Source organism: Amorphus orientalis, from assembly GCF_030814015.1.
In the GTDB taxonomy this organism is placed as follows: Bacteria; Pseudomonadota; Alphaproteobacteria; order Rhizobiales; family Amorphaceae; genus Amorphus; species Amorphus orientalis.
In genome coordinates, this window is the sequence record NZ_JAUSUL010000002.1 from 821,613 (window position 1) to 847,613 (window position 26,001).

Sequence of the window (26,001 nt, forward strand, 5' to 3'; positions counted from 1 at the left end):
AACGCTCTATTCGGTTTCCGGTTCCACGAACCGGGGAAAGACGGGTTCGGGTTTGGGCAGAGCCCCGCCGGGCGAAAGACGGCCCGCACCGGCGAGCTCCGAGAAGCTGCGGCGATCGTCGGCGAGGCCGAGAATGGAAAGCAGCCGGCCGGCCGCTGCCGGCGTGATCGGCTGCATCAGGATGCCAACCTGCCGCAGCACCTCCGCGGTCACGTAGAGGACGGTCTTCATCCGCTCCGGATCGCTCTTGCGCAGCGCCCAGGGTTCACTCGCCGCGAAGTACCGGTTGGCATCGGCAACCACCTGGAAGATCGCGGCCAGGGCGGTATGGAGCGCCTGGACCTCGATCGCCTTCCGGCAGGTCTCCAGAAGCGCGTCGGCGGCGGCCAGGATTTCCTCGTCGGCCGACGAGAAGGCACCGTATTCCGGCACCCTGCCCTCGCAGTGTTTCGCGATCATGGACAGTGAACGCTGAGCCAGATTGCCGAGATCGTTGGCGAGATCGGCGTTGATGCGGCCGACGATCGCATCGTGGGAATAGTTGCCGTCCTGTCCGAACGGGACCTCGCGCAGGAAGAAATAGCGCAGCTGGTCGACGCCGTAAGTCTCCGACAGGGCGAACGGATCGATCACGTTGCCCACCGACTTGGACATCTTCTCCCCGCGATTGAACAGGAAGCCGTGTCCGTAGACGCGTTTGGGCAGCGGAAGTCCGGCCGACATCAGGAAGGCGGGCCAGTAGACGGTGTGGAAGCGGATGATGTCCTTGCCGATCACGTGCAGGTCGGCCGGCCAGAACCGCTTGTAGGACGCCGAATCGGTATCGGGATAGCCGATACCGGTCAGGTAGTTGGTCAGCGCGTCGACCCACACATACATCACGTGGCGGTCGTCGCCGGGCACGGGAACGCCCCAGTCGAAGGTCGTGCGGGAGATCGAGAGGTCTCTCAGGCCGCCCTCCACGAACCGGACCACCTCGTTGCGCCGCTCGTCGGGACCGATGAAGGCCGGGTTGTCCCGGTAGTGCGCAAGCAGCGGTTCCTGATAGGCGGAGAGCCGGAAGAAGTAGCTTTCCTCCTCGACCCATTCCACAGGCGTGCCCTGGGGGCCGCGGCGCACGCCATCGTCGCCAAGGACCGTCTCGTTTTCCTGGTAGTAGGCCTCGTCGCGAACCGAGTACCAGCCGGAGTAGCTGTCCTTGTAGATGTCGCCGGCCTCTGCCATCCGCTCCCAGATCGCCTGGCTGGCCGCGGCATGGCGCGGCTCCGTGGTGCGGATGAAATCATCGTTGGAGCAGTTGAGCTCGGCCGCCATCGCCGCGAAACGCGGCGCCTGCCGATCGGCGAACTCGCGTGCGCTGATACCTTCGCGGGCCGCGGTCTGCTGCATCTTCTGGCCGTGCTCGTCGGTGCCGGTCAGGAAGAAGACGTCATAGCCGTCGAGGCGCTTGAACCGGGCCAGCGCGTCGGTGGCGATCACCTCATACGCATGGCCGATATGGGGCGCACCGTTCGGATAGGAAATGGCGGTCGTGATGTAATACGCAGGGCGATCGGTCATGGCATCCGGGAACCGCGGGATAAATCCGTCCGATCAGGACGCGCGCGCCCGTGCCGTCCGGTCGACCTCCGCGATATCATGAAAGAGGTTGAGGACAACCTGCTTGCGGTCGAGGTTGAACGCCTCGGCGACGCCGACGGCGTGAGCGGTCTTTTCCCATACCTCGGCCCACCCGGCAAGCGCCGCCGGGGGCTGCGTTGTCGCGTCCGCGCGCACCTTCTTGGACAGCCAGTCGGACACGAGGTCCACCAGCAGATCGAAGGTCGCATCCGAGCCCGGTCCCGATGTCCGGTCGGCCAGCCGGTGGAGCGCCGCCTCGTCCAGCCTGGGCAGGTTGGAGAGGATGTCGGTTACTGCGTGCTGCAGCCCCACGCCTCCGGCCTCAAGCAGGGTCAAAGCCCGCCGCAGGCTGCCATCCGCGAGATCCGCCGCAACGTCGACAGCCTCCGAATCGTGAGCCTTGTCGGCCCCCATGCCGACGAGCGCCGATTTCATCTGGTCGCCGGAGAGCGGTCTGAGATCGATCCGCCGGCAGCGCGACCGGATGGTCGGCAGCAGCCGGCCTGGAACGTGGCAAACCAGGAGGAAGAGGGCCTGACGCGGCGGCTCCTCGAGCGACTTCAGGAGCGCGTTGGCCGCATTGACGTTCAAATCGTCGGCCACGTCGACGATAACGATGCGATAGCCGCCATGGGCGGAGGTCGAGCCGAAATAGGGCACGATCCGCCTCACCTCGTCGACCGTGATCTCGCCCCTGAACTTCTTTGTCTTGTCATCGTAGGGGCGGCGCAGATGCAGGAGGCCCGGGTGGGCGCCGGTCGCCACCTGGCGGAAGACCGGATGGGTCTCGGGAATCGAAAGGTCGGTGGCCGAGTCCAGCGCCGGGTCCGCCGGATCGGGATGAGCCAGAACGAAGCGGGCAAAGCGGAAGGCGAGCGTCGCCTTTCCGATTCCCTCAGGCCCCGTCAGAAGCAGAGCGTGGTGCAGCCGCCCGCCCCGGTAGGCGGCGATCAGGTCTTCCTCGACCTGGTGGTGTCCGTGAAGGACGGTCTGGTGTCGCGGAACGGGCCAGTCCCCGACCTGATCGGGCTCGGGCGGCGGATCGTCGGCTTTTGTGGTCGCGCGCGCCATGGGCCGCTCAGACGTAGCGGGCCGGGTGGAGCCGGTCGACGACGGTCCGCCAGACCAGATCGGATACTTCGGGCGATGGCAGGCTGGCGTCGATGACGACGCAGCGTTTCGGATCCGACTTGGCCAGACGCTTGAACGCCCGCCTCCGCGCCTCGTCGATCTCGGCCGCTTCGCTCTCGAAACGGTCGGCTGCATCGTCGCCGCGCCGGGAGGCGGCACGCGCCCGGCCGATCTCCGGGTCGAGATCCAGGACGATGGTGAGGTCCGGGCGCACGCCGTCCAGGGAGATGCGCTCCATGGCATTCAGGATCGGCGCTTCCACGCCGGAAAGCCCCTGATAGACGCGCGTGGAATCGGTAAAGCGGTCGCACAGGACCCATGAGCCCGTGGCCAGCGCCGGCCTGATCCTGCGGTCGACGTGGTCGATCCTGGCAGCGGAGAACAGGACGGCTTCGGCCTCGGCGCCGAACGGTTTCGCGGCACCCGAAAGGACGAGCTCGCGGACAAGTTCCGCTCCCGACGTGCCGCCGGGTTCACGTGTCATGACCGTCTTGAGACCGAGATCGCCGAGACGATGGGCAAGCGCCCGGAGCTGGGTGGTCTTGCCGGTCCCCTCCCCGCCTTCGAATGTGATGAAGCGTCCGCGGACAGGCCGCAGGTCTGCGTCTTCCCGTGACGGGGCGGAGGTTCGGTCAGGGCCGGAGTGAGCGGAGGCGGCCGCCCCGAGGTCGGCCGGGGCACGATAGGCGCCCCGAACGTCATTGCCTGCCTCCGCAACGCCGGTCATTGGACGGCGGAGGCGGAGCTGCTCTTGGCCGCTGCGGACGCGATCGCGTTGGTGTCCAGGCCACCGCCAGACGCGCCCATGGTGGCGTAGGCCGCCGTAATCCGGGACGCGATCGGGTCGCTGTCGTCGGCGACAGTCGGTTCGGCGAGGCTGGCCACTTGGGTGGGCTCGGCGAACGCCGCGGGTTTGGAATCCTGGTCAGCGACCGTGTCTTCCGCCGACGCGAGTTCAACCAGCTGCGCCATCGGATCACCCTGCTGCTCGGCAGGCGCGGTCTGCGAGGGCGCCGGCGCCGCTGCGGGCTGAGATGCGGCCGGCAGCGTCTCCGGTTCGGAAGCGGCAACGCCCGGCAAGGACTCGGAGGTGTCGCTGGCAACGGCCCGCGGGGCTTCCTGTCGGACGGGAGCCGGGTTCGCCGGCTTCGAGGACGACGCAATCGGCGGCGGGCCGCCCGGGCTCGGGATCGGACGGTTCGGGCGCGGGTTGTCGCGGTAGTAGGCGATCAGAGCGCCGGTTGCGGAACTCGGCGGTTCCGCGTGCTTGCGCTGTTCGAGCCGTGCACCGGTGCGTTTCGGCTTGGTCTGCTTGGAGGCCAGCAGCACGCCCCGTTCCGGAGCGCTCTTCACCGGCGCGGTGCGGGCGGGTGCCTTGTTGCCGGACGCGGGATCCTGGTAGCTGGCAAGCAGGAAGTCCTCGTCCTTGCCGTCGAGGCGGGCCGGCCCGACATACTGGACCTTCACCTTGGCGACGCCATCGTTGCGGAAGGCAAGAACGTCGGCCGCCCGGTGCGACAAATCGATGATGCGGCTGGAGTGGAACGGGCCGCGATCGTTCACGCGAACGATGATGGACCGGCCGTTCTTGAGATTGGTCACCCGTGCATAGGACGGCAGCGGCATGGTCGTATGCGCCGCCGTCAGGCTGTTCGCGTCGAACACTTCGCCGTTGGCCGTCAGGCGTCCGTGAAAGGCAGCCCCGTACCAGGAGGCCATTCCGACGGCCTCGTAGTCCGGATCTTCCTTCGGCTTATACCAGCGGCCGCCGACCTTGTAGGGCTTGCCGACCATCTCGCGGCCGCCACCCTTCGGGATCGGCTTGCCGGATCCGATAACGCGCGGGCTGGGCGGCACGCCGTACTTCGGGTCGATCTCGGCCTTCTGGCTGGAGGTCGAGTTGCAGGCGGCGAGGACGGCGCAGCCGGCGACGACCACGCAGATCTTGAATAGAGGTGAGGACACCGACACCTTCCGTTTGGCAGTTGCGGCCTTTGAGCCAGAATGAGCGCAGGTTGTCCACGATTGATTTGCCGTCATGAGCGACCGCCCGTGCGTTTGGATCGTTATTCGTGGTCCTGCGCACGCCGATTGGGCCGCACGCGGTGTGCATTAACCTCTCTCGTCTCAGGTCAGAATAGGGCGGCAATGTGACGTGTGCCACAGACCGCGCTCGGGAGAGCTAAGAAGCTCTAAACGCGGTCGCGGAAATCCATCGGATCCGCCGTTGCCGGCGGGCTAGTTTCCGATGCGCGCGCGCCCCGTCAGGCCGTCATCGCGGGTCCAGTAGAGGCGGTCCCCCTCCCCGTCCTTGAGCGTGAAGCAGAACTGTTTGCCATCGTACCAGCTGGTCCATTGCTGGCAGAGCTGGTTGCCGGTGATCCACCACTTGCCGGAATCCTCCGGACGCATGTAGCGGCCGAGCCCGAGCGCTTCGCCTGATCCGTCGACAGTCCCGTTGGCCTGATAGTAGAGCGGGAACTCGCCGCCGAACGGGGTGGCAAGATAGACTCTTTTCCCCGAGATCTGGCTGCGGATCTCCGAGCCGGACAGGGTCGCACCCTGGCCAAGCACGATGGTCGGCGCCAGAACGGCGGCCACGATGATCGGAAGGTGTCGGAGCGGCATTGCGGTTGGTCCTCCGGTTGCAGGGTCGAACACCGGGTCTACGCGCACGCCCCTCCTCCGGATCCACCGTTCACGGCAAGCTGAACGACCCCCATCCGCTCATCGGCACCGGGATTGTCTTGCTGAATCGGGGCGGAGCCCGCTACAGGTGCTCGATACGGAGGAGTGGCCGAGTGGTTGAAGGCACCGGTCTTGAAAACCGGCAGGCGGGCAACCGTCTCGTGGGTTCGAATCCCACCTCCTCCGCCATCCTTGTTTGCGCGCAGCCGCCACACCAACCCTGCGGGCGAGGCTCCGAGTTCGAACTTCGTTCGATCCTCTCCGCCACCCCGCTTCCTGGCGGCGTCGGTCTGATATCTATCCCTGATAGCCCAGCAGCCTCGGCAGCCAGAGGACGAAGCCCGGCACGAAGGTGATGATCACAAGCGCACCGATCAGCGCCAGCAGGAAAGGCAGAATGTCCCGGGAAATCTCCAGTAGCGGCCGCTTGGTGATCGACGAGACGATGAACAGAAGCAATCCGTAAGGCGGGGTTATCAGCCCGAGCATCGAATTGACCACCACGATCACGCCGAAATGGACGAGGTCGATGCCGAGTGCCTGCGCTGCCGGGATGAAGATCGGAACGATGATCAGAAGGATCGCGCCGGCCTCCAATATGCAGCCGAGCAGCAGGAACATGATATTGATCGCGATCAGGAAGCCGGTCGGCGACAGATCGTATTGACCCAGGAACGCGGCGAGCGCGTCCGGGACGTTCTCCCGGGTCACGACATACTGGAAGGTCAGGGCGCCGGCGATCAGGATGCCGACCGTTGCCGTCGAACGGGCCGAGCCCAGCAGCGTCGAATAGAACTGGCGCAGGCTCACCGAACGGTAGAGTACCACGGAGATGATGAGCGCGTAGAAGGCGGCGACGGCGGCCGCCTCGGTCGGCGTGGTGACGCCGCCATAGATTCCGCCCAGCAGGATCACCGGGAGCATGAGCGCGGGGATAGCCTGCAGCGTCGTGCGCGGCATCTCCCTGAGCGGCGTACCATCGTCCACCGGAAAGCCGCGGCGATGGGCGACGATCGAATTCATCACCATCAGCATGACGCCCATCAGCAGGCCAGGCGCCAGACCGGCGGCAAACAGGAAGCCGACCGACTGGTCCGACACGAGGGCGTAGAGGACCATCGGGATCGAGGGCGGGATGATGGGGCCGATCGTGGCGGAGGCGGCCGTGATCGCGGCGGCATAGGAGGGCGTGTATTTCCCGTCCTTGGTCATCATGTTGATGATGATCTTGCCCATGCCGACGGCATCGGCCACCGCCGATCCGGACATGCCGGAGAAGATCAGCGACGAGAAGACGTTGACGTGGCCGAGCCCGCCCTTGAAGCGCCCGACCAGCGCCTGGCTGAACCGCAGCAGGCGGTCGGCGAGCGAGCCCACATTCATGATGTCGGCGGCAAGGATGAACAGCGGGATCGCCAGCAACGTGTAGCTGTGGAAGAGCCCCTGGAGCAGCGTCTCCGACGCGATCGACGGATCGTATCCCGCGAGGATCAGATAGACCGACGCGCCGCAGATCATGGCGAGCCCGATCGACAGCCCGCCGAAGGCCAGGAACGCGATGAGAATGATGGAGGCGGTGAACGGATCAATCATAATCGTGGGTATCCGCGCTCGTCGGCGTGTTGAAGGCCGGTCCGATACCCGAAAGCCCGCGCCAGACGGTCATCAGGCAGCGAACGATCACCGCGACTGCAAACGGGACATAGATCGCGAAGACGTAGTCGAACGGGATATCCAGGTAGGCCGTCTTCTCGATCGACATGAAGGTCACGTATTCGTAGACGTGCGGCAGCGTCCACGCGAAGATGCCGGCGCAGATCAGGCCGGTGGCGACGTCGAGAGCGCGTCGGGCCCATCGCGGCAGCAGTTCGTAGACGATATCCAGGCGGATGACGTCGGACTCTCGGACGACGAACGCGTAGCCGAACAGGATCCCCCACAACCAGGCGATCGCAACCCATTCGACGGTCCAGCCGAGCGGCAGGTTCAAGAGATAGCGGAACGCGATCTGAATCAGGAAGCTGACGAACAGGGATCCGAGCAGCAGGGCCAGGAAGTTTTCCGCTCGACGGCCCAGCCAGTCCACGACGGCGCGGATGGTCCTCATATCGCCTCCCAATTCCTTCCCAAGGCCTGTCCCTCCGCCCTCACGAAAACGAGTCGAATGACGCCCGCATTCGCTCGATGTCCGGCTTGCGGCCGGTAAACAGCTCGAAGGCCCTGACCGCCTGGAAAAGTGCCATACCGGATCCCGGCAAGACCGCGCAGCCGAGCCGGCGCGCGGTGGCGAGCAGCTCGGTTTCCAGCGGGAAATAGATGATGTCCGCAACCCAGTGGTCGGGACGGAGGGCATCCACCGGCACCGGTATGCCAGGATGCGCGTCCATGCCCACCGGAGACGCGTTGACGACCCCGTCCACGGTTGTCATGACATCGGCCGGATCGGACGCGACTTCGGCCCGGCCCGGCCCGGCATGGTTTTCCAGCGCCGCGACAAGCGCCTGCGCGGTGTCGACCTGAAGGTCGTAGACAAGCAGGCGGCCCACACCCGCGTCGATCAGCGCATGGGAAACCGCGGCCCCTGCACCGCCGGCGCCGACAAGGAGCACCGTGTCGCGTTTTGCCTCCGGCAAGCCGCGGCGCAGGCTTTCGCCGAAACCCCAGTAGTCCGTATTGTGCCCGAACCGGCGGCCCTCCCGGAAGACCACCGTGTTCACCGCACCGACGGCCTGGACCGCCGGTGACAGTTCGTCCATCAGCGAGACCACGGCCCGCTTGTAGGGATAGGTGACGTTGATCCCGTTGAAGCCCTCGGCCTCGAGCAGGTCCAGGATCTCCGCCGCCGTCTCCGGCAGGCCCTCCTGGTGCGCGTCGAGGATGCGGTATTCGTAGGGCAGACCCAACCCTTCGGCGGCGGCAAGATGCATCCGCGGGGTGCGCGAACGGCCGATGTTCCGCCCCAACAGACCGATCAGGATCGGTCGGGTTTGAGCGCCTGAACCGGCGTCTTGTTCTGCCTTCTGGCCCGTCGCTGTCACGATCCTCTCCCCGCGGCGATCGATGCCGCCGTCTCGCAGTCCGGTTTCGCCTCAGAGCGCGTTGATCCGCTCCAGCATGCCGTCCGGCCAGGAGTCCGACAGGCTGGACTCCCTGTATTTCTGGTTCGAGTACTTCCGGAACGCTTCGACGTCCGGCGTATAGACCTCGAGCCCCTCCTGCTTGAAGAACTCAACCAGGTCTTCTTCCTGATCCAGATATTGCTGGTCGCTCCACTCGAATGCCTTCTGGGCAGCGGCACGCATCCGTTCCTGCTGCTCTTCGGACAGCGACGCGAACAGATCGGCATTGATCAGCAGGAGCCCGAAGCCGACATTGTGGCTGGTGAGGACGATCTGGTCGGTGACCTCGTAGAACTTCATCTGCTTGTCGTTGGGAAGCGGATTGTCCTGCCCGTCGATCACACCGGTCTGAAGGCCGGTATAGACTTCCGTGTACGGCATCGGCACCGGGTTCGCGCCGATGGATTCTCCGAGGAACTGCCAGGATTCGCCGCCCGGCATCCGCAACTTGATGCCGTTCATGTCTTCCGGCGTCTGGATCTTCTTGTCGCCGCGCAGGTTCACCTGCCGGGTGCCATAATAGGCAGGCGCCAGAATTTCGACGCCGAGTTCCTCCCGCGCGAGCTGACGGAACTCCTCGCCGATGTCGCTTTCGAAGATTTTGTTGAGATGATCGGCGTCGCGAACCAGGTAGGCCGCGCTGAGAATGCTGAATTCCGGAACCTGGTTCGCCAGGTCCGAGGGCGGCAGCAGCGCCATATCGAGATTGCCGCGCCGGATGGCGGTGAGTTCCGACCCCTGCTTCAGGAGCGTTCCGCCGAAATAGGGCTCGAACTCGAACTCGTCGCCGATTTCCTTGGCGAAGATGTCGGTCAGTGCCACCGATCGCGGCGCATTCGCCTGCGTGACGTCGGCGAAGGTCAGCTTGACCGGGTCCTGCGCCACGGCCCCTCCGGCGAACATCGTCGCCGCCACGAGGGCGGCACCGGCCGCGGACAGGCCGCGCATCATTTTGAGTTTCATCGGTTTCCTCCTTGTATTGTCAGCCGAAGCGATGCTCGGCCAGTCCCTGTCCCACCCCGTGGATCGCGAGGACCGAACCGGCGAGAGGTTCGCTCGCCCGCTGCTCCGGCGTCAGGAACTTGGTGGCGCTGGTCACGTACAGGACGTCGAGATCCGGACCGCCGAAGACCGGGCAGGTCGGATTGGTGACCGGCAGCGGAATCGTACGATCCACTCCGCCGTCGGGCCGGTAGCGGACGAGCCGGCCACCGGCGAAGAACGCCTGCCAGAGGCAACCGTCGACATCGACGCAGGCGCCGTCCGGACGCTCCCCGGTGCGCGAATAGTCCGCGAAGACGCGCTGGTTGAAGATTGCCCCGTCGTCGAGATCCAGATCGAACGCAAAGCTGAGATGCCGACGCGTATCGGTGACGTAGAGGGTCCGGCCGTCGGGCGAAAACGCGATGCCGTTGGAAACGATGATGCCGTCCATCTTGATGGCCACCGTCCCGTCCGGGTCCACGCGATAGAGCCGCCCGTGCGGCCGATGGAGTTGGTTGTCCATCGACCCGACCCAGAGCCGGCCGCGGGCATCGACGCGGCCATCGTTCAGCCGGTTGTCGACACCGGTCTCGACCGTGAGGAATGGCGTGACGTCGCCGGTCTCAGGCGACAGGCGGACAAGCGACAGATCCGTTGCCACCAGGCGGTCTCCGCCGACGGTCGCGGCCTGACTGCCCGCATAGGTGCAGTCCAGCGGGAACACCACATGCGCCCCGGTTTCCGGGTCGAAGGACTGGAGCTTCGGCTTCTCGATATCGAGCCACCACAGCCGACTGGTCCGCTCGCACCACAGCGGTGTCTCGCCGAGCTGGTCCGCCCCGCGCACCACGACTTCGACAGCTTGCTCACGCCGGTTCATCGGTCGTCTCCGGCGGCGGTCGGCGACGCCATCAGCGCGGCTTCGTTGCGCGGCGCGATCGACCGCTTCTGGGCGGCGATGCGAAACGGTGCATTGGGCGCGCCGTAGCCCGTGTAGCCGCCGCGCCGCTCGACGATCTCGAAGAAGAACCCTTCGCCGAAGTTGCGGCTGTAGAGCTGGAAGTATTCGCCGCCCTGCTCGTCGCGGTCGTACAGGATGTTGCGGGCGCGCATCCGGTCGACGATCTCCGGCTCAAGCGCCAGCCGGGCTTCCAGGTCGTCGTAGTAGTTCGGCGATATTCCCAGCGCTTCGAAGCCCCGAGCAGCCAGCGCGTCGGCCGTCCGGAAAATGTCGGTCGAGGCGAAGGCGAGATGCTGGACGCTGGACCCGAAGCTCTCGGCGATGAAATGGCCCGCCAGCGTCTTCCGGTTCTCCGCGCCGTTGAGGGTCAGGCGCAAGGCGCCGTCGTCGCTCTCGATCACCTGGCTGCGCACCAGGCCGCCGGGATCGACCACATCGACCATCGGCAGCTTCCTCGTGCGGAAGATGGAGACGTAGAACAGGATCCACGTCAGCATCTCCTCGTAGTTCATCGTCTGGGCGACATGATCGATGGCGACGAGCCCGGCTTCGCCGTCTGCGGTCGCATCCGCGACCCCGAACTCGATCTCCCAGACGCGGGAGAGATTGCTGGCATCGTCGACGAAATAGATCAGGCCGCCGCCCACGCCCCGGATCGCCGGGATGGCGAGATCGGACGGACGGCCTGGCTGTTCGAACGGCGTCGCCCCGAGCGCCCGAGCACGGTCGACCGTTGCGGCGGCGTCGCCGACCTTCAGCCCGATGGCGTAGGCATTGGCGCCGTGGACCACATAGGAGGCGTGGGCGAGACCTTCCTTCTCCGTATTGACGACGATGTTGATGCCGCCCTGGCGGAACAGCGCCACGTCCTTGTGGCGATGCCGGGCCGCCTCGTGAAATCCCATCGCCGCGAGCAGGCCGGCCAGTTCCTCCGCCTCCTGGTCGGATGCTGCGAACTCCACGAACTCCACGCCCTTCACCGCCACCCGGTCGGGAAGGTCTGGAACCTCGATGGACATTGCCGGCTCGGACCGCTTGACCTGATCCATCAGCGCGACCAGCGAGCGGTGACCATCAATGGCGATCGACTTCGGTGATCCGCCGCGGAACTGGTCGTTGAAGATCTCCAGCGACAGCGGACCCGCATATCCGGTCGCAGCAACCGCGCACATGAAATCGGTGACGGGCAGGTCGCCTTCGCCCGGCATGTTGCGGAAATGCCGGCTCCAGTAGAGCAGGTCCATGTCCATGCGCGGCGCGTCGGCCAGCTGCACGATGGAAATTCGGTCGCCGGGGATGGCCCGGATGGTCTCGACGTCGATATTTCGTGCCAGGGTGTGGAACGAATCCAGCACGAGCCCGACCGCCGGATGGTCAGCCCGGCGCACGACTTCCCAGGCATCCCTGTGGTCGTTCACGTGGCGGCCCCAGGCCAGCGCTTCGTACCCGACGCGCAGACCCCGCTTTGCGGCGCGCTCGCCGAGCTCGGCAAAATCGGCAGCCATCCGGTCGATCCCGCCCAGCGACTGCGTCGATACGTTTGAGCAGATGAGCATCAGGTCCGTCCCGAGCTCCTGCATCACGTCGAACTTCCGTTCCACCCGATCGAAGGTACGGGCGCGGAGCGGCTCCGGCATACCTTCGAAGTCCCGGAACGGCTGGAACACGGTAATTTCCAGGCCATGGTCGCGCACCATCGCCCCGACCTCACGCGGCGAGCCGTCGAACGCGAGAAAATCGTTCTCGAAAATCTCGACGCCATCGAAGCCGGCGGCAGAGATTGCGGCAAGTTTCTCGCGCAGATCGCCGCTGATGGAGACGGTGGCAATGGAGGTCTTCATGGCCGGCTCTCGATGTTCAAATGCGGGAGTGTCACCCGGCCGCACGCTCGACGGCCGCCTTGACCGCAACGGCGTAACCGTCGGCGCCGAGGCCGGCGATCACCGCGCTGGCAACCGGGGAGACGAGCGATTTGTGATAGATCGCTTCGCGGGCGTGGATGTTGGAGATGTGCAGTTCGATGATCGGACCCGGAAACATCTTCAGGGCATCGAGAATGGCGATCGACGTGAACGTGAAGGCCGCCGGATTGATCACGATGGCGGAGCCGGACTCGATCGCCTCGTGGATCCAGTCGATGATCTCGTATTCCCGGTTCGACTGCCGAAAGACGACCTCGACCTCACCCGCCGCTGTCCGGCACATCTGTTCGACCTGCGCCAGCGTGGTGCTGCCGTAGATATCCGGCTCGCGGGTGCCGAGACGGTTCAGGTTCGGGCCGTTGAGGATAAAAAGCGGCTTCATGAGCACTCCGAAGGATTATGGGGACCGGCCGCGACCAGAGCAGACCTGGCGGGAAGGTCGCCGGCGGGCGGGCCTGTCGGGCCGATCCGGCCAAAGGAGGTCGAGGAGAAGCCTCGCGGCACTCGGCAGCGGCGGCACCGACCCGGAGCAGTCCAGATCGGCGCCGATGCGGGACGCTACATCGCGTTGATCTTGTCCAGCATGCCGTCGGGCCAGTCCGCGGCAAGGTCGGATTCCAGATACATCTGCTGGGCGTGCTCGCGGAACGCGTCGACGTTCGGCTTGTAGAGCTCCAGCCCCTGCTCCTCCATGAAGGCGGCGAGTTCCTCCTCGCGCTTCAGATGCTGGTCCTGGCTCCACTGGATCGCCTTGTCGGCAGCAGCCTGGAAGGCCTCCTGCTCTTCGGGCGACATCGCGTCCCAAACGTCGTCGGACACCACCAGCAGGTCGTAGCCCACCAGATGCGAGGTCAGCACGATCTGGGACATGACCTCGTAGAACTTCATGTTCTGGACGTTCGGGAGCGGGTTGTCCTGTCCGTCGATCGCGCCGGTCTGAAGCCCGGTGTAGACCTCCGAATACGCCATCGGGGTCGGATTGGCGCCGAGCGCACGGCCCAGGAACTGCCAGGCCTCTCCGCCGGGCATGCGCAGCTTGATGCCGTTCATGTCCTCCGGCGTGTCGATCTTGTCGTCAACGCGCAGGCCCACCTGACGGGTCCCGAAATAGGTCGGACCGAGAATGTGGATGCCGAGCTGATCCTCGGCGATCGACTTCATTTCCTGCCCGGCATCGCTCTTGAAGAAGTCGTTCAGGTGCTGGGCGTCGCGGAAGAGATAGGCGGACGTCAGCAGCGACCACTCCGGCACCTGCTTGGCGATGTCCTGAGGCGCGATGTTGCCCATTTCCAGGTTGCCGCGCTGGAGCGCGACCAGCTCCGTCCCCTGCTTGAGCAGTGTGCCGCCGAAATAGGTCTGGAGATCGTAGCTGTCGGCGATCTCCTCGGCGAAAATGTCCATCATCTCGGCGCGGATGTCCTGCTGCGAGAACACCGCAGCGAAGCGGAGTTCCGGCTTGTCCTGGGCCGCTGCCGGCACAGCGGAAAGCGCGGAAGCCAGAACCACGGCGGCTCCCGCCGCGCTCAGGGTTCGCAGTTTGAGAATGTCCAGCATCAATCCCTCCTCGGTATGCGCATTCTTTTTGTCGAAGGCAGCCTCCACTGCCATCGCGCGGACCATCGCACCGGTTAAGACACCTTTCAATAGTCAGTTTTAATTTCATCGGAGATTTTTTGTTTTCTCCTATTTTTAGAAATCCCCCGATCCGATGATGCCGGGGCGTCCCAGGGAATCAGATGCAGCGCGCCCCCGTGAAGCAGCGCTTGCCGCGGGCTTCGACGACGCTTGAGAAAGCGCCGTCGCTTGGGCAAGGTGGCCCTCAGATCAAAAACAGATACTCATAGGGTCCGTGAAAGTGCTCGAACCGGCTGAAGCCACCGCATCCATCGGAGAATCCGCATATCATCGGATACGATCCGACATCCTGTTCGGCCGGCTGGAACCCGAACAGAAGCTGAGGCTGGATCGGCTGAAGGCGACATACGGGGCCAGCATCAGCACCCTGAGGGAGATCCTGAACCGGCTCAGCTCGGAGGGGCTCGTCGTCGCCGAGGGGCAGCGCGGCTTCGAGGTCGCACCGGTGTCCGCCGAGAACCTCAAGGAAATTGCCGCTCTTCGCCTTCTCCTGGAATCCCATGCGCTTCGCCAGTCATTCGAGGACGGGGACATGGAATGGGAGGGTCGGATCGTTTCCGCGCACCACAAGCTTGCGAGCATGGAGGCGCGTATGAAGGCCGGCGACAGAAGCGAGACGGAAGTCTGGAAACGGTACGACTGGGAGTTTCACCAGGCGCTCATTTCCGCCTGCGGGTCAGCGGTCCTGATCGACACCCATGCGGGGATCTTCGACAAATATCTGCGCTATCAGATGATTGCGCTGAGCTACCGCGGCGACATCGCCGCGGAAGAACACCGGACGCTGCTCAAGTGTGCGCTGGCCCGGGATGCGGCCACGGCCTGCGAAGTGCTCGAACGCCACGTCAACGGCGGCGTCGAGCACGCGCTGGCGAAAGGCACAATCGTGTAAACATTTTGGCCCAATCGAAAGCACCGGGAAATGGAAGCGACGGGAACGAAACCCCGGTTTCGGCATGCCCGAGAGGTCATCCAACTAGATACGATCACGTAGCTCCCGCAACGCCCTCGGTTTGAATCGAACCCATCAGAGTCGTCGATGACGGCATCAAGTTCGCAATGGTCAGACCAATCGGACCGCACAGTGAGGACGTCGCCGCGGAAGACGCCGATCTTAATCTAATCGTGGATCTGCTCAACTAAGCTACGGCGGAGACAGGCCGGGGTGTTCCGCAGATCGCTATCGAGTGGCTGGCTGATCGGTCGCCGGTCTCCTCCGTCATTATTGGCGCCCGCGACGAGCACCAGCTTCGCCAGAATCTAGTTGCGCTCGAAGAGTACCGAGTTCCGACCATCTCGTGCGCCTCGAACGGGCCAAGGCAAAAAATGAAGATTGGCGAATTATCGCAGAGGACGGGCGTCAGCGTCAGAATGCTCCGCTACTACGAGGCGCAAGGACTTCTGGCTCCCGCAAGAAGCGAGACGGGATATCGCGATTTCACACCCGACGATGCGGATACGGTCGAACGCATTCGTTTGTTGGGTGCCGCAGGCATGACGCTGGCGATAATAAGGAGGATTCTACCATGCTCCCTGAACCAACGGCACGCGTTCGAGCCATGCGACGAGCTTAAGGCCGAACTTCGGCGGCAAATCGGATCAATCGACGATCAAAACCGCAAGCTCGCTGAAAGCCGTGAGCTGCTGACTGATCTTCTTAGCGAGTTCGAAGCCTCCACACTCTAGGGAGCGGCTCATCCGCCATACGGAAAAACCCAGAAGTGTCAGCGGGCAGAGTCCAACGCCAAGTATGTCAACCGGAAAGCGAGCGAAGAGGGTCATCGGCTACGGACATGATCTCGGCTCGCTCGCGAAGCGGACGGTAAAGACCTCTGCACAAAATGGTCATCCGCCCGCAAATGCCGTTTCTCGTCGGGCTGCTAACATCCGGGAAGTCTGCAGTTCAGGAATGAGCACCCACGGCCTCGAACAAGATCAACTCGACACGCTCGTTGCCGGAGACATAGGCGTCGTGCCCCGGCGGTATCTCGAAGAAGTCGCCTTTCCTGATCGACGTCTCCTCACCGCTTTCGACCATCCGGACCACCAGGCTGCCTGACAGGCAGTAGCCGGTATGATGCATCGGACATGTATGAGGGGAGCCAAGAAGCGGCTTTTCATCCGCCTCCCAGGTCCAGCCGGGCTCGAATACGGCGTGCATGCCGGTGGAGCCCTGCGTCGTCTTGACGATGTCGATGCCACCGCGCTCTTTCATGTCGAGCCGGTCGTCCGGGGTCTCAAAGCGACGGGTTTCGATGGTTGTGGCTGTCATGATCTGCCTGTCTTTCTGCAGCCGGGTCCAAAAGACCTGCTGCGCTCATGCATGGATGATTTCGGTTTTCAGAGACTCGAGGATTCGTCCGACCTCGGCGCGGATCTCCGCGTCGTGGTTCAGGGTCTTCATCGTTCCCAGGATATCGTCCGCAGCGGCATCGTATTCCGCCGCCTCGATCGCCATGCCGCGATGGGCCTCAGCCATGCTTCGGCCCGTGTAGGTGTCGGGCCCGCCACTGCCGGCAGCGAAGAAGTCGCAGGTGTGCTGCTTGATCTCCTCGACCCGTTCAGGTCGGTCTGCATACGGCTGGAAGCGGTGGGCGATCAGGGGGTTGTCCATATGGGCCGCTACGGCGCCGTCGACGATCCGACGAATGCCGGCTGCACCACCGAGGCGGTCGTACAGCGTCGCGGTGTCCGATTCTTCTGCTTGTACCCGGGCCATGATTGCTCCCCTCCACTCATTGGGTGAGTTTGGTCAGGTGAGTTCGGACTGATGGGCCTTAACATCGGCTGCCGTCAGAGGCTTGCCGCCGATGGCCCACTCTCCACTGGCGATTTCCTGCACACGGACCCAGGTGACACCGCGCATGGCCTCGCCCTCGATGCCCACCATCGCTTCAGTCACGTCCCGGATCATTTTCTGCTTCTGAGCGTCGTCGAAAACGCCTTCAATCAGCTCGATGTCGACGAGTGGCATTGGCTCCTCCTGTCAGTTTCGGTCGGCCTTGCTCCACCGAAGGTTGTTCGGCATTTTTGAAGGCTGACAGCTGCGGTGGGCGGTTGCCAGTTCACGAACTGAATCGGGGCCGGTACAGCTTCTGAACTGGCAGGGCATTCGAAGGCCATGTCAGAAAGCCGTCCCATGATGGAAGGGAGGCAGCCCATGACCAACGCGAGCTACAAGCAGTTTTGCCCCGTCGCGATGGCGTCCGAGATCCTCTGCACCCGCTGGACCATGGTCCTGTTACGAGAACTGGTTGCCGGATCGACCCGGTTCAACGAGTTGCGCCGGGGTGTGCCGCGGATGTCGCCAGCCCTGCTGTCCAAGCGCCTGAGCGAGTTGGAAGCGGCCGGAATAGTGCAGCGCGAGCGGCTCGCAGGATCGCCGGAAGTCAATGCCTACCGGCTAACCCAAGCCGGGCTGGATCTGCAGCCGGTGGTGGAGGCTGTCGGCCTATGGGGTCAGAAGTGGGTTGAAAGCGAGCCTTCGCTGGAGAATCTCGATGCCGAGCTTCTCATGTGGGACATGCGCCGAAACCTCGACACGCGGCCGGTCCCGGCACGCCGGGTCGTGATCGCGTTCGTCTATCCCGAACTGCCCCGTGCGCAACGCAATTGGTGGCTGATCGTGGAGCCGGATCGTAGCGTGGATCTCTGCCACATCGATCCGGGCTTCGACATCGATCTCTATGCCACGGTGGATCTGCGGACGATGACGGAGGTCTGGATGGGGCTTCGCACGGTCAGGGAGGCTATCGACCGCGGCGCCCTTTTGCTTGTCGGGGACCGGAAGATTGCCGACGCGATGCAATCCTGGCTGGGTCTCAGTCCGTTCGCTCAGCAGGAGAAGCTGGCAAGCTGAGCGGCCGAACTCGTTCGGAGTTGCCCCCGTTGAAGAAGCAGTCCATGTGCTGCCCCGGCCCGTTCAAACAGATTCAGATTGAACGGGACATGCTCAAATTATTGAATCTGATGCCATTTCCGATTGCTCAGATGGTCCCGTCTCCGCGGAAAAGGCTCTAGTCGTCGGGTGCGGCGGCGATCGGCACGATCCTGTAATTGCCGAGATCAGCCCGGATACCAAGCTCGGCGAACGTCTTCTGCGGATTGAAGCCACTTGCCTCTCGGCGTGCGCGCATCGTTTCTCTGGCGGCTTCATAGGCAGCTTCGTCGCGCCACTTTACCACGGTGACGATGTTAAAGACCCCATCCCCAGCAACCTGTTCGAGGACAAGGTTCTCCAAGCAGCCGTCGAGTGTATCGAGTATCGCATGGGTTTCGCCGACCCTGGCGATGAACGAGTCCCGCGCTGTGGCCGGCACATCGAACTTGTCGACTCGAACAATAGCATTGGTTGATCGCGGCATGAGCCTTCTCCGGCATGAGAGATGTGTAGAATGCGGTGTCGAGGTGTTCACCACGTGCCCGTCTGTTTTGGACGTCATGTAGTGAATTCTATTCAACATCAGCCAACGTCGCCGCGATACAGGACATGGATCTTGTTTGCTTTCGGGTCCGTAGACATGCACCGGAACATTCTCAGCCAGAATGCTCAAGGCTCGGGCGCGCCTTCATCACTGCCGTCATTCGCGCGCCCGACCCTTGTTTGCGAAACGCACATCTCCGTTCTCAACGAACATCGGCTCCTCCCAGGACGAAGGCGATGACGGCCACAAGCCTGCTCGCCGATTGCCCGGAATGCGCCACGGATCCTCCCGTTCGACCAGCCTGTATCTACGCGATTGGAAGCCCAACCATGTCAGCGAGGCGTCACGAAGGCTTCCAGCTTGCCCAGCGTCTGCAACCCCAGTTCCACGGCGCCGAAGCCCTTCGCCTCCCGGCACTCCGCAGACGTGCTGAACACCATTCCGAGCGTGACCTTCGTCGCCCCATCCTCATCCTCGAATGACGCCCAGGCGTCCGCGTGCTTCGGACCGTTCTCGCCCCAGTGCAGCGCGTAGCCGATCCTCCCCTCTGGCCGGATTTCGTGATAGCGATGGTGGTTCGGAAAGACCGTGCCGTCGGGCCCGATCATGTCGAACACCCATTCGCCGCCGGCCCGCAGATCGATCCTTTTCGTCTGACAGGAGAAGCCTTCCGGCCCCCACCACTGCGGCAGGGTCTCCGCGTTCATCCATGCGCCCCAAACGATCGATCGCGGCGCCTGGATCACCCGCTGCAGCAGCAAGGTTCGTTCGGCCGTGTCCGCGAGGTTGTCGAGGCCCACACCGAAGCCTTCCCGGTAGCCCGGCGCCATGTCCTCAGCCAGGGAGGACAGTTGCACGGTGAGCACCAGCCTGCTGCCCTCCTGGGTGCCCGAAACGTTCGCCGTCACCAGCGCGACCGACTGTTTCACGTCTCCGCTCGAGAGCACTTCGTAGTTCACGCTGCACGCCTCTGGTCGCAGCTCCAGCCAACCGATCTCGCACCGGATCTCTGGCGCGCCCTCCACCTTGCAGAGCGAAACCTCCCGCCCGCCGATCCTGGTGTCGGCCTCCAGGAACTCCACGGTGACCGAGGGCGACGGTGCAGCCCAGACCGCCCGCGCGGCCGGCGCCGTCCATGCCTGCCACAGCACCGACGGTGATGCGGCCACGTCCCGTTCGAAGGTCAGCGTCGCGAAACGGCCTTCCTTGCCGACGGCACCCGCGAGAGGCGCACCGTCGGCCGCACTGCTCTGTCTCATCATTCACGGTCCTTCATCTCGTTCATCACGAAGGCGTCCAACCGGTCGAGCCGGGCCTCCCAGATCGCCCGCTGTTCATCGAGCCACTTCCGTGCCGGGTTCAGCGCCTCCGGAACGATGGCGCAGGTGCGTATCCGTCCGTCCTTGGAGGTGGTGATCAGCCCCACCTCTTCGAGGACCGAGAGATGCCGCATGACCGTGGGCAGCCGCAGTCCGGTCGGCCCGGCCAAATCCGTCACCCGTGCCGGCCCTTCCGCAAGCCGGGTCAGTATCGACCGACGGGTCGGATCAGCGAGCGCGTGGAAGAGCGACGAGAGAGCGGGATCTTGCTTAGCCATATGGCTAACTATTACTCAGCACCCGGACGCTGCAAGCGAAAACTTAGCAAAGTAGCTAATTTTTTTGCGAGTAGAGGGCGGCCGAGCTGTGGGACCGGGCGATGTCGACCCGCTCCCCAGGGCGAGAGCTTGTTTTGGCGCCCGAGCCCGCTATCCCGGAGATCGTCGCAGAGCCCGCGCGGCGACAACCGCACCGTCTCAGGCGGCGAAACCGACGGCCTTCTGTTCCCTGCGCCGCCATCCTCCGTGACGTGCCGGTGGTCAGGAGGCCCACGCCGCAGATCGCGGCCTAGCCTCAATCGCGTCATAGTTGTCACTCCCGGTGGCCGGGTCCCCGCTCCTAGTCTCTCCCCATCGACCAGACAGTCGCCGCTCTGCGAATGCCGGGAGCGGTGGCGCCGGAGCATGGGAGAAGACTGATGACGAAATACCTCACTGGAACCCGCCACGACTGGCTGGAGGCCCGGCTCGACCTGATCGAGGCGGAGAAGGAGCTGACGCGGCGGGCTGACGACCTGGCTCGGCGACGTCAGGAGCTCCCATGGGTTCGCCTTGACAAGTCCTACCGGTTCGCAACCGAGGACGGCGAGGCGTCCCTCGCGGATCTGTTCCGCGGCCGGTCCCAGTTGCTCGTCTACCACTTCATGTTCGGACCAGACTACGAGGCGGGATGCCCGTCCTGCTCTGCGATCGCCGACGGGTTCAACGGCTTCGCCGTGCATCTCGCCAACCACGACGTCATGCTGACGGCGGTGTCGCGGGCGCCGCTGGAGAAGCTCGCCGCCTACAAGCAGCGCATGGGATGGACTTTCCCGTGGGCCTCGTCCTTCGGCAGCGACTTCAACGCGGACTTCAATGTGTGGTTCACACCCGAACAGCAGATGGAAGGCTCGATCGAGTACAACTATCGCCGCGAGCCTCCGCTTCAGCCGAACGATACGCGCCCCGCCGTCCCAACGCGCACGACCCCCGACGTGCCGGCCTCGGCGGCGGCCATGTCGGGAACGGACAGCGCAACCTACGCCCGGGAAAGGCCCGGCCTGAGCGCGTTCGCGCTCGAGGAGGGCGTCGTCTACCACACCTACTCGACCTATGCCCGTGGGCTCGACGGCCTCTGGGGCGCCTACCAGTGGCTCGATCGGACACCCAAAGGCCGCAACGAGCACGGCTACTGGTGGCGCCGGCACGACGAGTATCGGGCCGCCTGAGGCCAACGAAGGTCGCGGCGAAGAGGATACGTGCGGCCCTTCCAGGGGCCGCGCGTATCCGCAACTTTTTCAGGGTCTGGGCCAAAGCGGACCTCGAGCGGCGCCGTGTCACGCCGTCCATCAAGCAGCCGGAGGTCCCGCGGCGGACAAATCGAATGGTCAGCCCCATACGACAGCAGCGGGCAAGGCTCTTCTACGCCATCGTCTTTCCTATCAGCTCAGACGGGCCGCCGCAGGTGGCGCGACGCAAGCTTGAGCCACGGCGGGAGGTGGAACACGCTCATCAGCAGGTACATTGTCACCATTCCGCCGAGCGGCAGTGGCCCCGCTCCAGCGGTGCAGATCGCGCCCGGGACAGTCTCGGCCGCCGAGATCCACGCCATCACAGCGAAGGTCGGCGTTGCGGCGAGGCTGAGCCAGTCCACCGCGGCGGCTCGTTGCTTCGTCTTCGCTCTCGCGCTTTGATCGTTTGACAGATTGACCACAGCTCGGGCTCCATTTCGACGGTTGCCAGACCCCGCAGCCGCCCGACCACAGAGACTTACGGCTGGAGCAAACGCTGGAGGGAGTGACAATTTTGGCGGGATCCGCATGGATTCGCTGATCGACGCTGCCGCCCGCGCCCTGGTGTCCGGCGACCCGCTCGGCGCACTCAATCGGGTCGCCCTTCGAACCGATGCCCCGGCAACGGCCCTGCAGGGCATCGCCTTCGCCCAGCTCGGCGATTTGGACCGCGCGCGCCAGCTCTTGCGGCGCGCTGCGCGCGCGTTCGGCCCCGCCGAAGCGAGGCCGCGAGCCAGATGCATGCTCGCCGAGGCCGAGATAGCTCTCGTGCACCGCGACCTGTCGGGCGCAACGCGGTTGCTCGGCACGGCGCGCCGAATTCTGGAAGCGCATCGCGACCATGCGAACGCCGCCCATGCGACGTATCTCGAGGCCCGCCGCCTGCTCCTGATCGGGAACCTGGCAGCGGCCGAGACGTTGCTGGGCAGTATTGACGAGGCGGATCTGCCACGGACCTCCCGGACCGGCTATTGGCTCGTCGCCGCCGGAATCGCTCTGCGCCGCATTCGTTCTGATGCGGCGCGTCAGGCTCTGGATCGCGCCGCATCCGCCGCGCGCGACGCTGGGGCGCCTGCGCTGTCCGTCGAAGTCGAAGCCGCCCGCAGCCTGCTCGCCGCCCCTGCAGCCAGGCTCCTCTCGCACAAGGAAGACCAGGTTCTTACGCTGGCCGACGTCGAGGCACTGCTCGCCAGAGACGTCCTCATCATCGACGCTTGCCGCAGCGCCGTGCGCGCGGACGGCGAGTACCTGTCCCTTACGAGCCGGCCCGTGCTCTTCAGAATTGCGCGCGCGCTCGCCGAAGCGTGGCCGGAGGATGTCACCCGGGAGACGCTGCTTGCCCGTGCGGTCCGGTCCCGCGTGGCGGACGAGTCCCATCGAGCTCGCCTGCGTGTCGAGGTCGGCAGGCTGCGCAAGGAGCTCGCGCCGTTCGCCGGTATCTGCGCGACGCGACGGGGCTTCGTGCTGAGGCCCCACCACGCGAGCTCCGTCGCCGTCCTCGTGCCGCCGATCGAAAGCATGCATGCCGACGTGCTTGCCCTGCTCGCGGATGGCGAGGCCTGGTCGAGTTCCGCTCTCGCCATGGCGCTCGGCGTCAGTCCCCGCACGGTTCAGCGTGCCCTAGATGCTCTGGCCAGGACCGGCAAGGTCGAGTCCTTCGGCCACGGCCGCGCATGCCGCTGGATGGTACCCAGCGTCCCCGGATTCCCGACAAGTTTGTTACTCCCGGTCCGGCCGACATCTGGCTACACTCATTCTCCATGAAACGAGCGTCAGCAGAGATACTTCGCGAGTACGGCCCATTTCCCGAGGCCACAAGCGTCAGCGGAGTCAGCTTCGATGGCACGAATGTCTGGTTCGCATCCGGCGACAGGCTGAATGCGCTAGACCCCGACAGCGGCGAGATTGTCCATTCTCTGCATGTCGCCGCAAATGCGGGTACGGCCTTCGACGGAACGCACCTCTTTCAGATCGCCGAGAGCGTCATCCAGAAGATCGACCCGCACAGCGGCAAGATCATCGCGACCATTCCGGCACCGGGCAATGGCGGCGATTCCGGTCTCGCCTGGGCCGACGGTTCGCTCTGGGTCGGTCAGCACCGAAGCCGCGAGATCCATCAGGTGGATCCGGAAACGGGCGCAATCCTGCGCACGATCTCCTCGAACCGCTTCGTGACCGGAGTGACCTGGGTCGACGACGAGCTCTGGCACGGCACCTGGGAAAACGACGCGAGCGAGCTGCGCCGGATCGATTCCCAGACGGGGGAGGTTCTGGAATGCCTCGAGATGCCGGCAGGCGCCGCCGTCTCCGGCCTCGAGGCCGGCAACGACGGCCGGTTTTTCTGCGGCGGCGGAAACGTTGGAATGCTGCGGGTCGTCCGCAGGCCCTAGCCCGATGCTATTTCTTGTCGATCAGGTGTTTCCGCCTGCTCGGATAAGGCTTCAGAACTCGATCCGCATCACCACGCGCCGGGGCGTCCGGCGGCTCATTTCAGCAAAGCTGGTTTCCACAAAGATGCTGCGGCTACTGATGACGCCCTCTCCGCCGGGCGGTTATTCTACGGTATGCCCGATGTCCTCGGCTCCGATCGCAAGCGCTTTTCGGGACGGCACGTTGGAGTGCTCGGCACCGGCCACCCCGCGATGGGAACCCTATTGGATCTGGCGATGCTGACTGAAGAGGCTCCGGACACCCGCCTCACCTGGCTGCTCCGACAGCCCGACCCGGAACGGGTCTATGGCGGCGAGAATGCGGACGCGTTGTCGGAACGCGGCGCCCTCGGCTCCCGCCTGCGCTGGGCGGTGGAGTTCGGCAAGTCGACGGTCCGCTCCGGTTTCCGGCTTGAGCGGTTGGAGACAATGGAGACCGGCTTGACACTGTACGGATTCTTGGGTGAAGCGCCGGTCACGGTCGACGTCGACCAGCTCGTTGTCGCGACGGGCTACCGGCCGGACTTGAGCTTCCTGTCGGAGCTCCGGCTCGACCTCGACCCGGCGCTGGAATGCGCCCGCGCGCTGGCGCCGCTCATCGACCCGAACATCCATTCCTGCGGAACCGTGCGGCCGCACGGCGCGGCGGAGCTGGCACAGCCGGAAGACGGCTTCTTCATCGTCGGCATGAATGGCTACGGGTGCGCACCGACCTTCCTGCCTGCGACCGGACACGAGCAGGTCCGATCGATCGCCGCCCACCTGGCCGGCGACGAAGAAGCCGCCCGCCGGGTCGAGCTGGAACTCCCGGACACCGGAGTCTGCGTTTCCGACTTCGATGCGGAAGGCGGCACGGCCGGCTGCTGCGGCGGTGCGGTGCCGACGGCGGACGCATGCTGTCACGACGACGCCGTTGCCAAGCGCGAGGGCCGTTCCAGATGCGGCTGCAGCGATGAGGCCCACGACCGGACGGCAGCCCTCGACGCATGACGCGCGCGCCCTCGCAAACCGGAACCGTCATCTCGCTCGGCACGGCACAGACGCTCGCCTGGGGATCGACCTACTATCTCCCGGCGATATTGGCCGGCCCGATGGCAGCGGACCTCGGACTGTCGACGGGATGGGTGTTCGCCGCGTTCTCCGCGACGCTCATCCTGTCGGCGTTGGTTGGCCCGGCCGCCGGACGGCGCATCGACACGCATGGTGGCCGAGATGTGCTCGCGCTCTCCAATCTGGTCTTCGCGGCCGGACTGTGTCTGCTGGCGGCGGCGAATGAACCCGTTCTCCTGTTCGCCGGATGGATCGTCATCGGAATAGGCATGGCCGGCGGGCTATACGAGGCCGCTTTTTCCACGCTCACCGGCATCTACGGCCGGAGCGCGCGCGGGGCGATCACCGGGATAACCCTGATCGCCGGTCTGGCGAGCACGATCTGCTGGCCGATCAGCGCCTATCTCGATGCGGAACTAGGCTGGCGCACAACCTGCCTGATCTGGGCGGCCGCCCATATCCTGATCGGGCTGCCGTTGAACAGGTTTCTGGTTCCGGCCGGAGGGACCAGGGCCCGCCCCCATACACCCGACGAACGCACGCCCGCAGCGGCGGTGCCGACCATCGCGCTGGCGCTGCTGGCCTTCGTTTTCGCGGCCACCTGGTTTTCCAGCACTGCAATGGCGGCACACCTGCCAACCCTTTTGCGCGACGCCGGGGCTTCACCGGCAGCTGCAATTGCCGCCGCTTCTCTGATCGGCCCGGCGCAAGTGGCCGGCCGCCTTCTGGAGTTCGCCTGCCTGCGGCGCTTCCATCCCCTGTCCTCCGCGAAGATCGCAGCCACCGCCCATCCGATCGGCGTCGCCTGCCTGCTGACCTTCGGCGCCCCGGTCGCCATGCTGTTCACCGCGCTCCACGGCGCGGGTAACGGCATCCTGACGATCGCCAAAGGCACCCTGCCGCTCGCCGTTTTCGGTCCGAACGGCTACGGCTTCCGGCAAGGCTTGTTGATGGTCCCGGCGCGGTTCGCCCAGGCGGCGGCCCCGTTCGCGTTCGCGCTTCTGGTCGAACGGTACGGAGTTGAGGCGCTCCTGCTGACCGCTTTTCTCGGGATCGCGACGTTGCTTGCTCTGTCCGCGATGACCGCCATTGTACGGTCGCAGACGGCGTGAGCGCAGGGCGATCGATCCTCCCCGCTCGCTCCGGCACACTGAGAGGAGCCAGCCTGGC

Annotated in this window: 28 protein-coding genes, 1 tRNA gene and 1 pseudogene; 10 read left to right on the forward strand and 20 right to left on the reverse strand. The window is 64.8% G+C overall.

Annotation, left to right across the window (positions count from 1 at the left end):
- Nucleotides 1–6: 6 nt before the first annotated feature.
- The 5 genes from metG to J2S73_RS11620 form a co-directional block, all read right to left on the reverse strand.
- Nucleotides 7–1,560 (reverse strand): methionine--tRNA ligase, encoded by a 1,554-nt coding sequence (gene metG, locus J2S73_RS11600; protein ID WP_306885697.1) that lies wholly within the window; start codon nucleotides 1,558–1,560, stop codon nucleotides 7–9.
- A 33-nt stretch (nucleotides 1,561–1,593) separates the two neighbouring features.
- Entirely contained in the window at nucleotides 1,594–2,691 is a 1,098-nt protein-coding gene (locus J2S73_RS11605; RefSeq protein ID WP_306885698.1) for a DNA polymerase III subunit delta', read from the reverse strand.
- Between the two features lie 7 nt (nucleotides 2,692–2,698).
- Nucleotides 2,699–3,349 (reverse strand): dTMP kinase, encoded by a 651-nt coding sequence (gene tmk / locus J2S73_RS11610; protein WP_306886304.1) that lies wholly within the window; start codon nucleotides 3,347–3,349, stop codon nucleotides 2,699–2,701.
- A gap of 125 nt (nucleotides 3,350–3,474) precedes the next feature.
- The gene (locus J2S73_RS11615) at nucleotides 3,475–4,716 is read right to left on the reverse strand and encodes a septal ring lytic transglycosylase RlpA family protein (protein WP_306885699.1); all 1,242 of its coding nucleotides are present in this window, start codon (nucleotides 4,714–4,716) and stop codon (nucleotides 3,475–3,477) included.
- 273 nt (nucleotides 4,717–4,989) lie between these two features.
- The gene (locus tag J2S73_RS11620; protein WP_306885700.1) at nucleotides 4,990–5,379 is read right to left on the reverse strand and encodes a hypothetical protein; all 390 of its coding nucleotides are present in this window, start codon (nucleotides 5,377–5,379) and stop codon (nucleotides 4,990–4,992) included.
- Between the two features lie 159 nt (nucleotides 5,380–5,538).
- On the opposite strand from J2S73_RS11620, the gene J2S73_RS11625 reads away from it, so the two are divergent.
- Nucleotides 5,539–5,628, forward strand: a tRNA-Ser gene (locus J2S73_RS11625).
- A 108-nt stretch (nucleotides 5,629–5,736) separates the two neighbouring features.
- Here the strand turns inward: J2S73_RS11625 and J2S73_RS11630 are convergent.
- The 8 genes from J2S73_RS11630 to dctP all read right to left on the reverse strand — a co-directional run bounded on the left by J2S73_RS11630 (nucleotide 5,737) and on the right by dctP (nucleotide 13,979).
- Nucleotides 5,737–7,032 carry a TRAP transporter large permease gene (locus J2S73_RS11630; protein ID WP_306885701.1) on the reverse strand — a complete coding sequence of 432 codons (1,296 nt, stop codon included), beginning with the start codon at nucleotides 7,030–7,032 and terminating at the stop codon, nucleotides 5,737–5,739.
- Nucleotides 7,025–7,546 carry a TRAP transporter small permease gene (locus tag J2S73_RS11635; RefSeq protein WP_306885702.1) on the reverse strand — a complete coding sequence of 174 codons (522 nt, stop codon included), beginning with the start codon at nucleotides 7,544–7,546 and terminating at the stop codon, nucleotides 7,025–7,027. The genes J2S73_RS11630 and J2S73_RS11635 overlap by 8 nt, the downstream gene beginning before the upstream one ends.
- Before the next feature lie 40 nt (nucleotides 7,547–7,586).
- Complete coding sequence (locus tag J2S73_RS11640; RefSeq protein ID WP_370874418.1) at nucleotides 7,587–8,477, reverse strand: shikimate dehydrogenase; 891 nt, start codon at nucleotides 8,475–8,477, stop codon at nucleotides 7,587–7,589.
- 51 nt (nucleotides 8,478–8,528) lie between these two features.
- The gene (locus J2S73_RS11645) at nucleotides 8,529–9,521 is read right to left on the reverse strand and encodes a sialic acid TRAP transporter substrate-binding protein SiaP (protein ID WP_306885703.1); all 993 of its coding nucleotides are present in this window, start codon (nucleotides 9,519–9,521) and stop codon (nucleotides 8,529–8,531) included.
- A gap of 19 nt (nucleotides 9,522–9,540) precedes the next feature.
- Nucleotides 9,541–10,422: an SMP-30/gluconolactonase/LRE family protein gene (locus tag J2S73_RS11650; protein WP_306885704.1), complete on the reverse strand. Its 882-nt coding sequence runs from the start codon at nucleotides 10,420–10,422 to the stop codon at nucleotides 9,541–9,543.
- The gene (locus tag J2S73_RS11655) at nucleotides 10,419–12,344 is read right to left on the reverse strand and encodes a bifunctional sugar phosphate isomerase/epimerase/4-hydroxyphenylpyruvate dioxygenase family protein (protein ID WP_306885706.1); all 1,926 of its coding nucleotides are present in this window, start codon (nucleotides 12,342–12,344) and stop codon (nucleotides 10,419–10,421) included. Before J2S73_RS11655 ends, J2S73_RS11650 begins: the two co-directional genes overlap by 4 nt.
- A 31-nt stretch (nucleotides 12,345–12,375) precedes the next feature.
- Nucleotides 12,376–12,807: a type II 3-dehydroquinate dehydratase gene (gene aroQ, locus J2S73_RS11660; protein ID WP_306885707.1), complete on the reverse strand. Its 432-nt coding sequence runs from the start codon at nucleotides 12,805–12,807 to the stop codon at nucleotides 12,376–12,378.
- Between the two features lie 176 nt (nucleotides 12,808–12,983).
- On the reverse strand, nucleotides 12,984–13,979 hold the full coding sequence (gene dctP / locus J2S73_RS11665) for a TRAP transporter substrate-binding protein DctP (protein WP_306885708.1): 996 nt from the start codon (nucleotides 13,977–13,979) through the stop codon (nucleotides 12,984–12,986).
- 301 nt (nucleotides 13,980–14,280) lie between these two features.
- On the opposite strand from dctP, the gene J2S73_RS11670 reads away from it, so the two are divergent.
- From J2S73_RS11670 to J2S73_RS11675, 3 genes and pseudogenes are all read left to right on the forward strand, one after another.
- The gene (locus tag J2S73_RS11670) at nucleotides 14,281–14,952 is read left to right on the forward strand and encodes a GntR family transcriptional regulator (RefSeq protein ID WP_306885709.1); all 672 of its coding nucleotides are present in this window, start codon (nucleotides 14,281–14,283) and stop codon (nucleotides 14,950–14,952) included.
- Nucleotides 14,953–15,209: 257 nt separating this feature from the next.
- Nucleotides 15,210–15,332, forward strand: a pseudogene (locus tag J2S73_RS21650) (aldo/keto reductase); the annotation flags it as partial.
- A 54-nt stretch (nucleotides 15,333–15,386) separates the two neighbouring features.
- Complete coding sequence (locus J2S73_RS11675) at nucleotides 15,387–15,746, forward strand: MerR family transcriptional regulator (RefSeq protein WP_306885710.1); 360 nt, start codon at nucleotides 15,387–15,389, stop codon at nucleotides 15,744–15,746.
- Between the two features lie 217 nt (nucleotides 15,747–15,963).
- Here J2S73_RS11675 and J2S73_RS11680 read toward each other — a convergent pair whose 3' ends face one another.
- From J2S73_RS11680 to J2S73_RS11690, 3 genes are read right to left on the reverse strand one after another with little or no spacing between them, the layout of a single operon-like run.
- The gene (locus J2S73_RS11680; protein WP_306885711.1) at nucleotides 15,964–16,332 is read right to left on the reverse strand and encodes a cupin domain-containing protein; all 369 of its coding nucleotides are present in this window, start codon (nucleotides 16,330–16,332) and stop codon (nucleotides 15,964–15,966) included.
- A 45-nt stretch (nucleotides 16,333–16,377) separates the two neighbouring features.
- The gene (locus tag J2S73_RS11685; RefSeq protein WP_306885712.1) at nucleotides 16,378–16,779 is read right to left on the reverse strand and encodes a group I truncated hemoglobin; all 402 of its coding nucleotides are present in this window, start codon (nucleotides 16,777–16,779) and stop codon (nucleotides 16,378–16,380) included.
- A gap of 33 nt (nucleotides 16,780–16,812) precedes the next feature.
- A complete protein-coding gene (locus J2S73_RS11690) occupies nucleotides 16,813–17,034 on the reverse strand; it encodes a tautomerase family protein (RefSeq protein WP_306885713.1) in 222 nt (73 codons plus the stop codon).
- A 186-nt stretch (nucleotides 17,035–17,220) separates the two neighbouring features.
- Between J2S73_RS11690 and J2S73_RS11695 the strand changes: the two genes are divergently transcribed.
- Nucleotides 17,221–17,919: a winged helix-turn-helix transcriptional regulator gene (locus J2S73_RS11695; RefSeq protein ID WP_306885714.1), complete on the forward strand. Its 699-nt coding sequence runs from the start codon at nucleotides 17,221–17,223 to the stop codon at nucleotides 17,917–17,919.
- 157 nt (nucleotides 17,920–18,076) lie between these two features.
- On the opposite strand, the gene J2S73_RS11700 is transcribed toward J2S73_RS11695, so the two are convergent.
- From J2S73_RS11700 to J2S73_RS11710, 3 genes are all read right to left on the reverse strand, one after another.
- Nucleotides 18,077–18,424 (reverse strand): antibiotic biosynthesis monooxygenase family protein, encoded by a 348-nt coding sequence (locus J2S73_RS11700; RefSeq protein WP_306885715.1) that lies wholly within the window; start codon nucleotides 18,422–18,424, stop codon nucleotides 18,077–18,079.
- 392 nt (nucleotides 18,425–18,816) lie between these two features.
- Complete coding sequence (locus J2S73_RS11705; RefSeq protein ID WP_306886306.1) at nucleotides 18,817–19,743, reverse strand: SRPBCC family protein; 927 nt, start codon at nucleotides 19,741–19,743, stop codon at nucleotides 18,817–18,819.
- Complete coding sequence (locus J2S73_RS11710; RefSeq protein WP_306885716.1) at nucleotides 19,743–20,081, reverse strand: ArsR/SmtB family transcription factor; 339 nt, start codon at nucleotides 20,079–20,081, stop codon at nucleotides 19,743–19,745. Before J2S73_RS11710 ends, J2S73_RS11705 begins: the two co-directional genes overlap by 1 nt.
- 419 nt (nucleotides 20,082–20,500) lie before the next feature.
- On the opposite strand from J2S73_RS11710, the gene J2S73_RS11715 reads away from it, so the two are divergent.
- Nucleotides 20,501–21,289, forward strand: coding sequence for a DUF899 domain-containing protein (locus J2S73_RS11715; protein WP_306885717.1), 789 nt, complete (start codon nucleotides 20,501–20,503; stop codon nucleotides 21,287–21,289).
- A 218-nt stretch (nucleotides 21,290–21,507) separates the two neighbouring features.
- Here J2S73_RS11715 and J2S73_RS11720 read toward each other — a convergent pair whose 3' ends face one another.
- Nucleotides 21,508–21,714: a hypothetical protein gene (locus J2S73_RS11720; protein WP_306885718.1), complete on the reverse strand. Its 207-nt coding sequence runs from the start codon at nucleotides 21,712–21,714 to the stop codon at nucleotides 21,508–21,510.
- Nucleotides 21,715–21,880: 166 nt separating this feature from the next.
- On the opposite strand from J2S73_RS11720, the gene J2S73_RS11725 reads away from it, so the two are divergent.
- The 4 genes from J2S73_RS11725 to J2S73_RS11740 all read left to right on the forward strand — a co-directional run bounded on the left by J2S73_RS11725 (nucleotide 21,881) and on the right by J2S73_RS11740 (nucleotide 25,943).
- Nucleotides 21,881–23,116, forward strand: a complete 1,236-nt coding sequence (locus tag J2S73_RS11725; RefSeq protein WP_306885719.1) for a winged helix-turn-helix domain-containing protein — start codon at nucleotides 21,881–21,883, stop codon at nucleotides 23,114–23,116.
- The gene (locus J2S73_RS11730; protein WP_306885720.1) at nucleotides 23,113–23,742 is read left to right on the forward strand and encodes a Vgb family protein; all 630 of its coding nucleotides are present in this window, start codon (nucleotides 23,113–23,115) and stop codon (nucleotides 23,740–23,742) included. The genes J2S73_RS11725 and J2S73_RS11730 overlap by 4 nt, the downstream gene beginning before the upstream one ends.
- Nucleotides 23,743–24,018: 276 nt before the next feature.
- The gene (locus J2S73_RS11735) at nucleotides 24,019–24,771 is read left to right on the forward strand and encodes a hypothetical protein (protein WP_306885722.1); all 753 of its coding nucleotides are present in this window, start codon (nucleotides 24,019–24,021) and stop codon (nucleotides 24,769–24,771) included.
- Nucleotides 24,768–25,943 (forward strand): MFS transporter, encoded by a 1,176-nt coding sequence (locus tag J2S73_RS11740; RefSeq protein WP_306885723.1) that lies wholly within the window; start codon nucleotides 24,768–24,770, stop codon nucleotides 25,941–25,943. Before J2S73_RS11735 ends, J2S73_RS11740 begins: the two co-directional genes overlap by 4 nt.
- Nucleotides 25,944–26,001 lie beyond the last annotated feature (58 nt).